This window comes from Streptomyces sp. PH10-H1, assembly GCF_030063355.1.
In the GTDB taxonomy this organism is placed as follows: domain Bacteria; phylum Actinomycetota; class Actinomycetes; order Streptomycetales; family Streptomycetaceae; genus Actinacidiphila.
Window position 1 is genome coordinate 22,288 of record NZ_JASISZ010000063.1, and the last position, 10,661, is coordinate 32,948.

At 68.7% G+C, this 10,661-nt stretch carries 15 protein-coding genes and 1 pseudogene; 6 read left to right on the forward strand and 10 right to left on the reverse strand.

Features of this window, described 5'->3' with window-relative positions; genetic code table 11:
• Positions 1-174: 174 nt before the first annotated feature.
• On the forward strand, positions 175-429 hold the full coding sequence (locus QMK24_RS30280; protein ID WP_283470014.1) for a DUF6296 family protein: 255 nt from the start codon (positions 175-177) through the stop codon (positions 427-429).
• 79 nt (positions 430-508) lie between these two features.
• Here QMK24_RS30280 and QMK24_RS30285 read toward each other — a convergent pair whose 3' ends face one another.
• Positions 509-1,501 carry a GlxA family transcriptional regulator gene (locus tag QMK24_RS30285; protein ID WP_283470015.1) on the reverse strand — a complete coding sequence of 331 codons (993 nt, stop codon included), beginning with the start codon at positions 1,499-1,501 and terminating at the stop codon, positions 509-511.
• 152 nt (positions 1,502-1,653) lie between these two features.
• Between QMK24_RS30285 and QMK24_RS30290 the strand changes: the two genes are divergently transcribed.
• Positions 1,654-2,286, forward strand: a complete 633-nt coding sequence (locus QMK24_RS30290) for a cysteine hydrolase family protein (RefSeq protein ID WP_283470016.1) — start codon at positions 1,654-1,656, stop codon at positions 2,284-2,286.
• 25 nt (positions 2,287-2,311) lie between these two features.
• On the opposite strand, the gene QMK24_RS30295 is transcribed toward QMK24_RS30290, so the two are convergent.
• The 3 genes and pseudogenes from QMK24_RS30295 to QMK24_RS30305 form a co-directional block, all read right to left on the reverse strand.
• Positions 2,312-3,904, reverse strand: a complete 1,593-nt coding sequence (locus QMK24_RS30295) for an LCP family protein (RefSeq protein ID WP_283470017.1) — start codon at positions 3,902-3,904, stop codon at positions 2,312-2,314.
• A 75-nt stretch (positions 3,905-3,979) separates the two neighbouring features.
• The gene (locus tag QMK24_RS30300) at positions 3,980-5,065 is read right to left on the reverse strand and encodes a GDSL-type esterase/lipase family protein (RefSeq protein ID WP_283470019.1); all 1,086 of its coding nucleotides are present in this window, start codon (positions 5,063-5,065) and stop codon (positions 3,980-3,982) included.
• Positions 5,062-5,400, reverse strand: a pseudogene (locus tag QMK24_RS30305) (glycoside hydrolase family 95-like protein); the annotation flags it as partial. The gene QMK24_RS30300 and the pseudogene QMK24_RS30305, both read right to left, overlap by 4 nt.
• 493 nt (positions 5,401-5,893) lie before the next feature.
• On the opposite strand from QMK24_RS30305, the gene QMK24_RS30310 reads away from it, so the two are divergent.
• A complete protein-coding gene (locus QMK24_RS30310) occupies positions 5,894-6,538 on the forward strand; it encodes a GntR family transcriptional regulator (protein ID WP_283470020.1) in 645 nt (214 codons plus the stop codon).
• Between the two features lie 270 nt (positions 6,539-6,808).
• Here QMK24_RS30310 and QMK24_RS30315 read toward each other — a convergent pair whose 3' ends face one another.
• Genes QMK24_RS30315 through QMK24_RS30325 form a run of 3 tightly spaced genes read right to left on the reverse strand, consistent with a single transcriptional unit; the run spans position 6,809 to position 7,670 of the window.
• Positions 6,809-7,033: a hypothetical protein gene (locus tag QMK24_RS30315; protein ID WP_283470021.1), complete on the reverse strand. Its 225-nt coding sequence runs from the start codon at positions 7,031-7,033 to the stop codon at positions 6,809-6,811.
• Positions 7,033-7,209 carry a hypothetical protein gene (locus QMK24_RS30320; protein ID WP_283470022.1) on the reverse strand — a complete coding sequence of 59 codons (177 nt, stop codon included), beginning with the start codon at positions 7,207-7,209 and terminating at the stop codon, positions 7,033-7,035. Before QMK24_RS30320 ends, QMK24_RS30315 begins: the two co-directional genes overlap by 1 nt.
• Positions 7,206-7,670 carry a recombinase family protein gene (locus tag QMK24_RS30325; protein ID WP_283470023.1) on the reverse strand — a complete coding sequence of 155 codons (465 nt, stop codon included), beginning with the start codon at positions 7,668-7,670 and terminating at the stop codon, positions 7,206-7,208. Before QMK24_RS30325 ends, QMK24_RS30320 begins: the two co-directional genes overlap by 4 nt.
• Positions 7,671-7,762: 92 nt before the next feature.
• On the opposite strand from QMK24_RS30325, the gene QMK24_RS30330 reads away from it, so the two are divergent.
• The 3 genes from QMK24_RS30330 (at position 7,763) to QMK24_RS30340 (ending at position 9,552) form a co-directional block, all read left to right on the forward strand.
• Complete coding sequence (locus QMK24_RS30330; protein ID WP_283470024.1) at positions 7,763-9,007, forward strand: NsdA family TPR-like regulatory protein; 1,245 nt, start codon at positions 7,763-7,765, stop codon at positions 9,005-9,007.
• Position 9,008: 1 nt separating this feature from the next.
• On the forward strand, positions 9,009-9,308 hold the full coding sequence (locus QMK24_RS30335) for a 4a-hydroxytetrahydrobiopterin dehydratase (RefSeq protein WP_283470025.1): 300 nt from the start codon (positions 9,009-9,011) through the stop codon (positions 9,306-9,308).
• 67 nt (positions 9,309-9,375) lie between these two features.
• Positions 9,376-9,552, forward strand: coding sequence for a hypothetical protein (locus QMK24_RS30340; protein WP_283470026.1), 177 nt, complete (start codon positions 9,376-9,378; stop codon positions 9,550-9,552).
• A 14-nt stretch (positions 9,553-9,566) separates the two neighbouring features.
• On the opposite strand, the gene QMK24_RS30345 is transcribed toward QMK24_RS30340, so the two are convergent.
• The 3 genes from QMK24_RS30345 to QMK24_RS30355 are packed head-to-tail and all read right to left on the reverse strand — an operon-like array spanning position 9,567 to position 10,314.
• Positions 9,567-9,869, reverse strand: coding sequence for a hypothetical protein (locus QMK24_RS30345; RefSeq protein WP_283470027.1), 303 nt, complete (start codon positions 9,867-9,869; stop codon positions 9,567-9,569).
• The gene (locus QMK24_RS30350) at positions 9,866-10,048 is read right to left on the reverse strand and encodes a hypothetical protein (RefSeq protein WP_283470028.1); all 183 of its coding nucleotides are present in this window, start codon (positions 10,046-10,048) and stop codon (positions 9,866-9,868) included. Before QMK24_RS30350 ends, QMK24_RS30345 begins: the two co-directional genes overlap by 4 nt.
• Positions 10,045-10,314 carry a ribbon-helix-helix domain-containing protein gene (locus QMK24_RS30355; RefSeq protein WP_283470029.1) on the reverse strand — a complete coding sequence of 90 codons (270 nt, stop codon included), beginning with the start codon at positions 10,312-10,314 and terminating at the stop codon, positions 10,045-10,047. The genes QMK24_RS30350 and QMK24_RS30355 overlap by 4 nt, the downstream gene beginning before the upstream one ends.
• Positions 10,315-10,661 lie beyond the last annotated feature (347 nt).

Genomic DNA, 10,661 nt, shown 5'->3' on the forward strand with positions numbered 1-10,661 from the left:
GGACCGGGCTGAGGCGCACCGTGGCCTCCGCTCGACGCCCGCGGTGTTCGTGGCGATGTCCGTCTGAGCCCGGATCGGCACAGCCGCGGCCCGCCCGGTGCGGCTGTGCGACCACTGACGGGCCTTGTCGCCTCCGAGATGCCTACTGGATACGTTCACCGTTGGGAGTACCCCATGTCCGAGCGTCCGGGTTTCGAGCTCACCTTCACCAACCCTCTCCCGGTGGACGGCGCCCCCGCCCAGCAGGTCGTCGAGGTCTTCGCGACGACGGCGATCGGGTCGGGCGGCTATCCGATCTATGTCGACGCAAGCAAGATCATCCGTGCCGAGATCAGCGACTCGGGCCAGGTACGCATGATCGCGAGCGGAGGCGGCCAACGCCCACAGTCGCCCTCAGCGGTCCATCGCCTGCCACCGACCGACAGCTGACAACCACCGGGGCGCAGCCGGTGACCGGCTGGGGGCTGCCGATGCAGTTGCTCTCAGCCTCGATCTCCTGTTCACCGGCCTATGAGGCGGAATGCCGGAATCTATTTCGGTACTCCGTCGGTGTCGTGTTGAGTTTCCTGCGGAATGCACGGATGAGGGTGTCGGTCGTGTGGAAGCCGCAGGTGGACGCGACGCGTGCGAGGGAATCATCCGTGGATTCCAGTTGGTTGCGCGCCACTTCGACGCGAGCTGATTCGATGTAGGCCGCCGGGGTCATGCTGAGTTCGTTCTTGAAGATTCGGGTGAGCTGTCGTTCGCTGACGTGGGCGTGGCCGGCGAGGTCGGCGACAGTGAGGTGTCCGGCGATGTTCCCCGTGATGTAGTGGCGGAGATCGTCGATGCGTCGCGATGTCGAGACGGGCTCGATCGGGACACTGAACTGGCTTTGCCCACTCGGGCGTTTCAGGTACATCACGAGCTGCCGGGCGACGCGAAGGGCGACGGCCTCGCCGAAGTCATCGGCGACGAGGGCGAGTGACAGGTCGAGGCAGGCACTGATGCCCGCGCCGGTCCACACATCGTGATCGCGGATGAAGATCGGGTCGGCGTCGACCTCGATCGACGGATGGTCGGTGGCGAGTTGCTGGGCGGTCGACCAGTGGGTGGTGGCGCGCTTGCCGTCCAGCAGCCCGGCGGCGGCGAGGATATGTGCTCCCACACAGACGGATGTGACGCGGCGTGTCCTGCCCGCGAGTGTCTTCACCCAGTTGACCACGGTGGGGTCGGCAAGGGCGTGGACGCGGTGTTGGTCGTCGACTTCCACCGAGCCGGGGACGATGAGGGTGTCGATACTCCTCGTGGACACTTCCTGGAAGGTGGCATCGGGCAGGACGCGAACTCCGGCGGAAGTGGTGACGGGGCCCATGGTTTCGGCGGCCAGAACGACGTGGTAACCCGTCCCGTCGTCCACCTCTCGTTGCAGCAGGGAGAACACCTCCGGGGGGCCGGTGACGTCCAGCAGGTCGACGCCGTCGAAGAGGACGACGACGATGAACCGTTTGATGCTGCTCAAGGGGTCTCCGTCCGGTCGGCAGCAGTGCCGCGACGATGTCCGTATCTGCAAGTTGCATGACATTGCCGCCACGCGTGGCACATCATAACGTTGGACACAGTCATCACGCGGTGGCCCAAACCTTTCGACACCCATCACAAGAGGATGCCTCCATGCCTACGACAACCCTGCGTGAACTCAACAGCTTCGATCAGACTCCGGCATCACTGGCCGGTGCGACGCTGATCCTGATCGACTACCAGAACACCTACACCCGTGGCGTGATGGAGCTGGCGGGATGGGAGGCAGCCCTCGACTCGGCCGTCGCACTGCTGGCCAGTGCCAGGACCGCCGGCGCGAAGGTCATCCACGTCATCAACGACGGCGGCGAGGGAACCCCGTACGACATCCGAACCGAGATCGGCCAGATCCACCCCAGTGTGGCGCCCATCGAGGGCGAACCGGTCGTCGTCAAGACCGTTCCCAACGCGTTCGTCGACACCGACCTGGGCGAACACATCGACGCCGCCGGCAACAAGGACGTCATCATCGCCGGGTTCATGACCCACATGTGCGTGGCCTTCACCGCGTCCGGCGCGTTCCTGCGCGGCAACCGGCCCACCGTCGTCGCCGACGCCTGCGCGACCAGGCCTCTTCGGACAGCGGTTTCCGACGTGTCCGCCGAACAGCTCCACCACAGCGCGCTCGCGACGATCGACGACCTCTACGGGGTCGTTGTCCCGTCCGGCTGTTGGTTGGGCAACGGCGGAGACATGGAACGGCCATTGCGGGACTCTTCCAGGTAGGTGAACCAGGAGAACCTTCGGGCCGTCAGCCGCCGGAGCCGAAGACCGTGTTGGCGCAGGTGTCCTGGTCCGCGGAGCGGGCGTCGGCCACAACGGTGGAGGGGAGCGCGGTGGGTGCTCCGGCCGGCTTCGCCGCGTCCTGGCCGGGTGTGTAGTTCTTGCCGAGGACGAGCCGGATACCGGCGGCGGAGACCGGCGCTAGGGTGGCGCCGGGGAATTGGGCGGTGACCTTCTGCGCGTCGGCGCGCCGGCCGGCCCCGTACTCGACGACCGTCGTGTCGTACGGCTGGGCGGTTGCGGCGACCGTGCCGCTGACGCTGAAGCCGGCCCTTTGGAGGGCGCTCGCCGCCTTGCCCGCGAGACCTGTGGTCGCGGTGCCGTCGAGCACGACGAGCCGGATGCCCGCACCGTCCATCCCGGCCGTCGGTGGCGGAACGGCCGGGGCGGACGACGGCGACCCCGCCGCAGGAGCAGCGGTCTGCGACCCGGTGGCGTTCTGCCCGTCGATGGTCCGGTCGGCCTTGAGGGTGGCCCACAGGGTGTCGACCTCGGGGTGGACCAACTCGACGCGCTCACCGCTGAAGCGCCAGGGGGTGGTCAGGAATTTGAGCTCGTGCAGGTCGATGTTCTTCAGCGACGAGCCGAATTCCAGCAGTTTCGCGACCGAGTCGAGACCCGGATCGACGACCAGCGACCTGGTCGCCGCGTCCGCGAGCGGCAGCAACGTGGTGGGTTTGATGCCCTGCCCCTTGATCTTGGACACCAGCGAGCCGAGGAAGGCCTGTTGGCGCATCATCCGGCCGATGTCGGAACCGTCCCCGATACCGTGCCGCAGCCGCACGTAGTCCAGGGCCTGCTGTCCCTGGACGTTCTGTTTGCCCTTGCTGAGGACCAGATTTCCCCTGGCGCCCAGGTTCGGGTTGATGTCGCGGTCGTAGATGTCGTTCGGCAGGCAGACCTCTACCCCGTGGACGGCCTTCGTCATCGCCGCGAAGCCCTCGAAGGTCGCCACGATGGTGTGATCCACCCGCAGGCCGGTGAGCTTCTCGACCGTGTTCTGCGTGCAGGCTGGATTGCCCGCGTCGGTCTCCCCCACCGAGAACGCCTCGTTGAACATGGTGTGGGACCGCTCGCCGGTCCATGTCCCGTCCGACAGACGGCAGGCGGGGATGGTGACCAGGGTGTCGCGGGGAATGGAGATGCCGATCGCGTGCCTGTGGTTCGCGTAGACGTGCAGCAGGATCGTGGTATCCGAGCGGGCGGTGCCGCTCTCTCCGCCACCGAGGCTGCTGTTGGCACCGCCGCGCGAGTCGGAGCCGATGAGCAGGACGTTGACCGGGGTGTTCCCGGTGGCGTCGGGTACGGCGGCGGGCGGACGCTCCCGGCTGATCGCCTCGGCGGGGAAACTCTTGATGTTGCCGGTGAGCCGGTAGTAGATCGCGCCGCCCGAGACGACCAGCAGCACCAGCGTGCCGGCTGCCGTCCAGGCGACGATTCTCTTGATTCGACGGCCGGTTCCGCGCGCTGTCGGGGCGGGCGGGCCGTCGGCCGTGGCCTCGGGTATCTCCTCCGGGGCCACCCCATCATGTTCGTACGTCTCGTCCCGCGCGCCTGGCATCTGCGTACCTCTCCCCTGATGTGCGGCTCCTGAGTCGCACACCGGAGATCGTCGCAGACGGATATGAGGATAGTGTTAGATTCTTCGAACAGTTCCGAACAGTGACGAAAGCCTGACGACGGCCCGACGACGGGGCCCGGTCGGACCCGCCGTCAGGCCGTCGGAGAAGGCCGTCGGATCAGGACCGCCCCGGGCGCCGACGACGCAGGCGCCCGCCGCGTGCGCCCGGTCGATGATCTGCCGGTATCCGGCGACCAGATCGGCGACCGTGACACCGCTGTGCGCCTTGATGTCGTTGATGCCCTCGAAGAGGAACACCGTGCGGATCCCGGGCTGCGAGAGCACATCGCGCTGCAGCCGCCCCAGGGCGCTCTGCCCGGCGCCGTCCGCCAGCACCTTGCTGCCGGAGATCCCCTCGTTGGCGACTCCCTTGATGCCGGTACCGGCCGCGCCCTGGAGCCGCCGGGAGAGGTAGTCGGGCCACCGGCGGTTGGTATCCGTACTCGACTGCCAGCCGTCGGTGATCGAGTCGCCGAGCGTGACCACGGCGCCGGTCTGCGCCCCGGTCTCCACACTGACCGCGTCGAGGTAGAACCACGATCCGATCCGCTCGGTCCAACTGCCCGCGCCCTCCTCACCGGCGTGGTCGCCGCCGGCCGCGTAGGACGTCTGCATGGCCATGCCGTGGCCAGTCGCCGGCCCCTCGGCCGCCACCACGTGCAGGCTGATGACGAGATTGCTCTGGGCCCCCAGCGATCCGGCCAGCGCATCGCTGTACACGGTGGCACCCGGCGCCAGCGTGACTGCCGGCCCGCCGCTGAAAGTGAGTCGGTGGCTGCTGCCGGGGACGAGCTGCGCACCGTCCTTCTGCTGTCCGGCGTAGATGCTGTCGAACGTCACCGGGGGGTCGTCGAACGCGTTGGACAGCCGGATGCGCGGGTTGCCGCCGCCGACGCTGGTACGGACGACAGGCCGGTAGCTGTGATCGGCGACCGCCGTACCCATCCGGTCTGCGCTCGCCCCCCACGTCACCACCTGATGGGAGGACGTGCGCGCTGCCGATGCCGACGCCGCGGAGGCCGGTGCGCACAGCGCGACGACCAGAGCGCAGACGAGTCCTGCCGCACGGCCACGGTGCGGGAACCACGGACGGCGGCTCATCGGCCGACGTCCCGCAGGGTGACGGAGCCGCCCGGTTTGAGGCTGAGATCGCGGGCCACTCCCCCGTAGGACACCGTGGTGCTGCGTCCGCCGACACTGCGCAGCCGCGCCTCGGTGACCTTTCCGTCCTGCCAGCGCAGGTCGACGACGAAGCCACCGCGTACCCCGACGCCAGTGACCGATCCGGAGCGCGCCCAGGCTTCGGGGAGCGCGGGCAGCAGCTCGATGTGGCCGGGGCGGGAGTAGACCAGCATCTCGATCATGGCGGCCGAGGTGCCGAAGTTGGACTCGATCTGGAAGATGCCGCGGCCCTTCGACACCTCGTAGATGTCGAAGGCTGAAATCTAAGGGCCAGGTCATCGATCCTTCCTGGGGAATAGTGCCTGCTCACAGCCTGTAGGCCTAGCTGTTATTGGCGAGATTTAGCGGATACTAGCGCCTACCCCCCTTGAACGTCTCCCGCCCATCTCCCACCTCTCCCCGGGCCCGCCGGGGGCATGACGAAACCGGCCCCGGATCGATACCACTTGGGGATGGGAGGCGATCCGGGGCCGGCAACGTGTTCAACGAGAGCCCTGGCCAGCGATTACGATCAATGTGGTCACTCAAATGAGTGAGTTTGATCGAGCGTTGACACAATTTGTGGCCATCCGCCCACCGCTAGAAGGGGTACACGGCAGGCGGATGGCCTCACGACGACGGACAGACTCTGAATCCGGCGCCGAGTTCATGGAGGGCCACACCTCATGGCGGCCCTGGATATATCAAGAGGCTGAGCCTCTTCCTACGCTGGCGATCCCATCAGGATGATCATCGCCAGGGGTCTAAATGCCCGCCGCCGCCATGGCGCGCCACCGTCGCATCGCCGCCGACCTCAGGCGACGCATCGCGGCCGGCGACTGGAGACCCGGCGAGCAGATCCCCTCCCGGGCCGACCTCGGCGTCGAGTACCGGGTGCACGAGCAGACGATCCGGTTGGCGATCGTGCTGCTCCGTCAGGAGGGAGTTCTCGACAGTGAGCAGCGCCAACGCCCGTGGGTGGCGCACCCTCCTGCTGTGCGTACTCTCACCAACCCGGACGCCCCGTGGCCCTACGGTTCCGAGACGACGGACACCACGCCCGTCCGGGCCACCGCGGATCTGGCTGCGGGCCTCGATGTTCCCCTGGGTGTCCGGTTGCAGACGGAGTCCTTGGAGTGCTGGGATCCGCAGGGCCGGTCCTCGCTGCTGATCACTAGCTGGTGGCGCGGCACGACCCGGAAGGCCCACGCCGGGTTCACCGTTGAGGTCGACACGGTGGCCCTGAATCGGGGCCAGGCTGAGGCGTTGCGGCTGCCGATCGACACGATTGCCCTGCTGCTGGTGCGGACTCGCCTGGATGCCCAGGGCGGGCCTGTAGAGACGGCTGATCTGATCCTCCCTCGGGACAGATGGCGGCTGAGGTGGGGGAATGCCCACGACCGTAGCGGCTGACATGACTGTTCGAAAGGCATATGCACGAACCAGGGGAAGCGCTTCCATCCCCCTCATTTGCCCGCCTCACACCTGATGAGCCCCCCGAGTCCGCTCACGATTGGGTGAACTGAATCACCCGGGTTGTGAAGGACCGCCGCCCTCGGGGGGCGTACAGGCGACGGCCCCGTTCATGGGTGGAGCAGCCCCCATACGCCGCCGCCACCGATCAGGACGGCGAGGAACGCCAGAAAACCGATCACGGGCGGGGCGGCCAGGCAGCAGGAGCGGTCAGGCATGGCGTGACCATGGCGCGAACGGCTCCCGGTCGGTGTAGCGGGGGTTGCCGTCGGTGTCGGTCAGATGGTCCGCGAAGGCGACGATCCGGTACGCGACCTTGCACGCGTCGCAGGCGTAGACGGGGCGTCCGGGTCCGGAGGCGACCTCGACGACGCCGACCATGATCCGGTCGTCCTCCGACACCTCGACCTTGCACCAGGGGCACCAGGCGGGCATCACGAAGCGTCCTTGTGGCAGTCGCACCCGCACCGGTCCCGGATCACCGGCGGCTCACCCTTGGGCGCGTTGTACGCGTACACGTCCCGGTTCCCGTTGCACTGCCTGTGCAGCGTCTTGTCGCCCTTCGCCGCCTGGCACATGCCCGTCAGCGCGACCAGAGCCGACGCGGTCACGATGCGGCCCCGGGTACCACGGCGAACGGAAACTCGGTCAGCGCCCCCGCGCGCGTGTCGCCGGGGCGGTCGTGGCTGCCGGTCGTCGTCTCCGTCCAGCCGCCCGCCATGTGGACCCGGTAGCGGAAGTGGCCGCACCGTCCGGGATCGCGGCTGATCCGGTCGAGGCCGTTGACGAGGCACAGCACGGTGCGGTCGACGGAGGCGCCGGCCAGTGCGTCGAGCATCGCGTCGAACTGTGGGCGGTGGTCGTCGGCCAGGGCGTGGTCGCCGGTGTCGATCCACGCGCCCGCCACCTCGTACCGCAGCTCTGCGGCGTACTCGCGGCATCCCTCTATGCGGACCGCCATCATGCCGGTCGACGGCGTGGCGTGCCGGTCGTAGATGAACGCGAGCGGCGGCATGGGCTGGCCCGCGTCAGCCGTTCGTGTCGGGTCATTACCTGCCGTTGATCTCGCCATAGTTGGATGATGGGCGTCTTACGACTGCGCCAACTAGGTCGTCAAGCGGCCACTCGCGGCCACTCAGCGGCCATGCTCGGGGGTACGAGCCCATGCCAGAGAACAATGACCGTCTGAGAGCGGCCCGCCTACGGCGCGGATGGCGCTCGCAGGAGGCCGCGGCCCGCGGTGTCACCGCCGCAGGCAAGGAAGCCCTGAATGACCTGTCGTTCGAGGTGGCGCCGCGCACCTGGCGCCGCTGGGAGTCCGCGAAGCCCGGTTGGCCGCGCGAGGACTACGCCACTGCGCTGCACGCCGCGTTCGGTGTCGGTCCGGAGCGCCTCGGCTTCGTGGCGCCCGACGGACTGGACCTCGACGAGGACGATGGGGTCGACGTGAGCCGCCGCACCCTCGTCGCGGTCACGGCCGCCGCACTGACCGCCGGCCCGGTCGCGCCCCGGCACGTCGACCCCGCGCTGATCGGTTACTTCCAGCAGCAGTTGGAGGGGCACTACCGGGCGGACATGCTCCTCGGGCCGCACGATCTGATCGGCACGGTCTCCGAGCAGTACAAGCTGATCGACAACCTCGTGCGAACCTCGGCCGGCGAGACCCGCCGGGGCCTGCTCCGGGTCGGTGCCGCCTACGCCGCGCTCGTCGGCTGGCTCTACCAGGACGCGGGAGACCTCGGCGCCGCGGCGTTCTGGCGGGGCGTCACGCAGGAGATAGCGCTCCGCTCGAGGGACGTCCACCTCATCGGGTACTCCCTGGTCAACCACGCGCAGGTCCGCACCGACCTCGGTGACGGGCTCGGCGTCGTCGACCTGTGCGAAGCCGCCCTCGAGGACGCGTCCGGCCTGGCCCCGAAGGTGCGCGTGATGGCGTTGCAGCAGCAGGCGCACGGGGCGTCGCTGCTCCAGGACCGTACCGCGGTCGACCGGCTCATCGATGAGGCCGGCGGGCTGATCGGCCGGGTCGACGATGACCTGCCGTGGGGCAACGCGTGCCGCAGGACGCCCGGCTATCTGGAGGTGCAGCGGGCCACCTGCTACGGGCGGCTCGGGCTCGGCGAAGAGGCCGGCGCGTTGTGGACGCAGGTCCTGGCCGGGGTGCCCACGACGGCGCGCCGTGACCGCGGCGTGTATCTGGCCCGGCATGCGTCGGCGGCTGCTGCTGCACGGCAGCCGGATGAGGCGGTGGAGATCGCGCGGGAGGCGGCGACGATCGCGGTCGAGACCGGGTCGGCGCGGATGCGCCGGGAGTTGGGGACTCTGGAGCGGGCGATGCGGCCGTGGCAGGATGCCCCGATCGGCCGGGATCTTTCCGAGGTGCTGGCGCCAGTGGTCGAGAGGGGCTGACATGGGTGTGCTGTCGGATGAGGAGATCACGGCGAAGCTGGAAGCGTTGCCGGGGTGGGAGCGGTCCGGGGATGAGATCACCCGCACGTTCCGCACTGGCCGGTACCACGGTGGGGTGGCGCTGATCGTGCACGTCGCCGACATCTCGCGGCTGATCGGCCATCACGCGGATATCGATCTGCGGTGGGAGACGGTACGGTTCGGGATCACGACGCACGACGCGGGCAACCGGCTGACCTCGTCGGACTTCAGCCTGGCGGCGCGGATCGACGACATTGCGGCGCGGCACGACGCGACCTGAGGCCCGTCATATGCCGTTCACCACCGGCTTCTTCCCGCTGTCACACCCGGCGCTTAGACTTGTGATCATGCCCCCCACCCCTCCGCCCGGCCCTGCTGTGCCGTCTGCCGCTGAGGCGAACGCCGCGATCAGGCGGTTCGCTGCGGGCCGGGTCGCGTGGGGGCCTCGGGAGTTGGCGGAGTTGGCCCGGCTGCGGGCGGTGTACCTGACGGCGGTCCGGGCCGGGCTCGCCGAAGCGGCATAGGCCCGGCCCGCGCCTTACGCCCGCCGTCCGTCGTATTCCGCCCACGGCACCTGCACTGCATCCGGTGCGAGCACCAGACCGGCCCGCTCGCAGAATTCCTCCAGCTCGATCGTCCCGTCCCAGTTGCTCTCGCCGAACCGGGCCAGGGTGCCGAGCGGGTGGTCGGGCCATGTCGTTTCGTCGGGGCTGTCGTAGGCGTCGACGGTGCCGATGCCGAACCGGTAGCGGAGGTACAGGTACTGGCCGGTGCTGGTCCAGGCGTCCCATTGGGAGGGGACGCTGCGGCAGGTCTCGACGGTGCGGACGATGGTGGTCACGTGCTGCTCCCCGGGTTGGTGACCATGTCGTCCTCGGTCCACTCGCCGAGGATCTGGTCCTCGTGGACGTCAGCGGGTTCGTGGCCGGGCAGCAGGACGCACACGGCGTCGCAGGCTTCGTCGTCCGGCCAGAACACGGTGGTTGCCCCGCACGTGGGTTGGTCGGGCGGGGCGCTCACGTCCCGCTCCCCGGGTCGGGCTGCTTCATCGTGGTCGAGACCACGTCCCACGCCTCTTCGCGCTCAACGGGGACAGCGAAGGGACCGGGGGCGGGGGCTCCTGCCGTCTGCCCGCGCTGCTTCTTCTTCACGCGGTCATGCATGAGCTCGATGAGGACGTCGGACCTGGTGCGTCCGTCCTCGACTGTCGCGTCGAACTCGGCGAGTAGCTGCGGCGGGGGGCGGAACGAGATGGGTTTCGTCTGTCCGGTGGCGGGGCGGGCCATGGGTCTCCTCGGGGTCTGTATTACAGAAACTAGTATCCACCTGCCCAAGGGGGTTGACAAGCCTGTCGGACGGGAGCATTCTTGTATTACAGAAACGGACCGCAGGCAGGGGAGACGGAAATGATGACGATCGCAACGGAGCCGGGCACCGCCACCTTCGACGGCCAGCCCCTCACGTTCACGCCTGCCGGCTGGAGCACCTGGACCGCCAGCGGCATCATCGTCAGAATCCTCCCGGCCGGCCTCTGGGGCGCCAGCCGCGCCGGCGACTACCCCCGCGATTACGACTCTCCCCAGCAGGCCCTCGACGCCCTCGCCGTCGCCGAGGCCAAGGTCGCCCGCGCGGC

Bases quoted from the DNA above. Each gene is read 5' to 3' on its own strand.
- QMK24_RS30340 (WP_283470026.1), top strand. From the start codon at position 9,376: ATGCCCCCCACCCCTCCGCCCGGCCCTGCTGTGCCGTCTGCCGCTGAG.
- QMK24_RS30325 (WP_283470023.1), bottom strand. From the start codon at position 7,670: ATGGCGAGATCAACGGCAGGTAATGACCCGACACGAACGGCTGACGCG.
- QMK24_RS30355 (WP_283470029.1), bottom strand. From the start codon at position 10,314: ATGGCCCGCCCCGCCACCGGACAGACGAAACCCATCTCGTTCCGCCCC.
- QMK24_RS30335 (WP_283470025.1), top strand. From the start codon at position 9,009: ATGGGTGTGCTGTCGGATGAGGAGATCACGGCGAAGCTGGAAGCGTTG.
- QMK24_RS30315 (WP_283470021.1), bottom strand. From the start codon at position 7,033: ATGCCCGCCTGGTGCCCCTGGTGCAAGGTCGAGGTGTCGGAGGACGAC.
- QMK24_RS30330 (WP_283470024.1), top strand. From the start codon at position 7,763: ATGCCAGAGAACAATGACCGTCTGAGAGCGGCCCGCCTACGGCGCGGA.
- QMK24_RS30290 (WP_283470016.1), top strand. From the start codon at position 1,654: ATGCCTACGACAACCCTGCGTGAACTCAACAGCTTCGATCAGACTCCG.
- QMK24_RS30310 (WP_283470020.1), top strand. From the start codon at position 5,894: ATGCCCGCCGCCGCCATGGCGCGCCACCGTCGCATCGCCGCCGACCTC.
- QMK24_RS30300 (WP_283470019.1), bottom strand. From the start codon at position 5,065: ATGAGCCGCCGTCCGTGGTTCCCGCACCGTGGCCGTGCGGCAGGACTC.
- QMK24_RS30295 (WP_283470017.1), bottom strand. From the start codon at position 3,904: ATGCCAGGCGCGCGGGACGAGACGTACGAACATGATGGGGTGGCCCCG.
- QMK24_RS30280 (WP_283470014.1), top strand. From the start codon at position 175: ATGTCCGAGCGTCCGGGTTTCGAGCTCACCTTCACCAACCCTCTCCCG.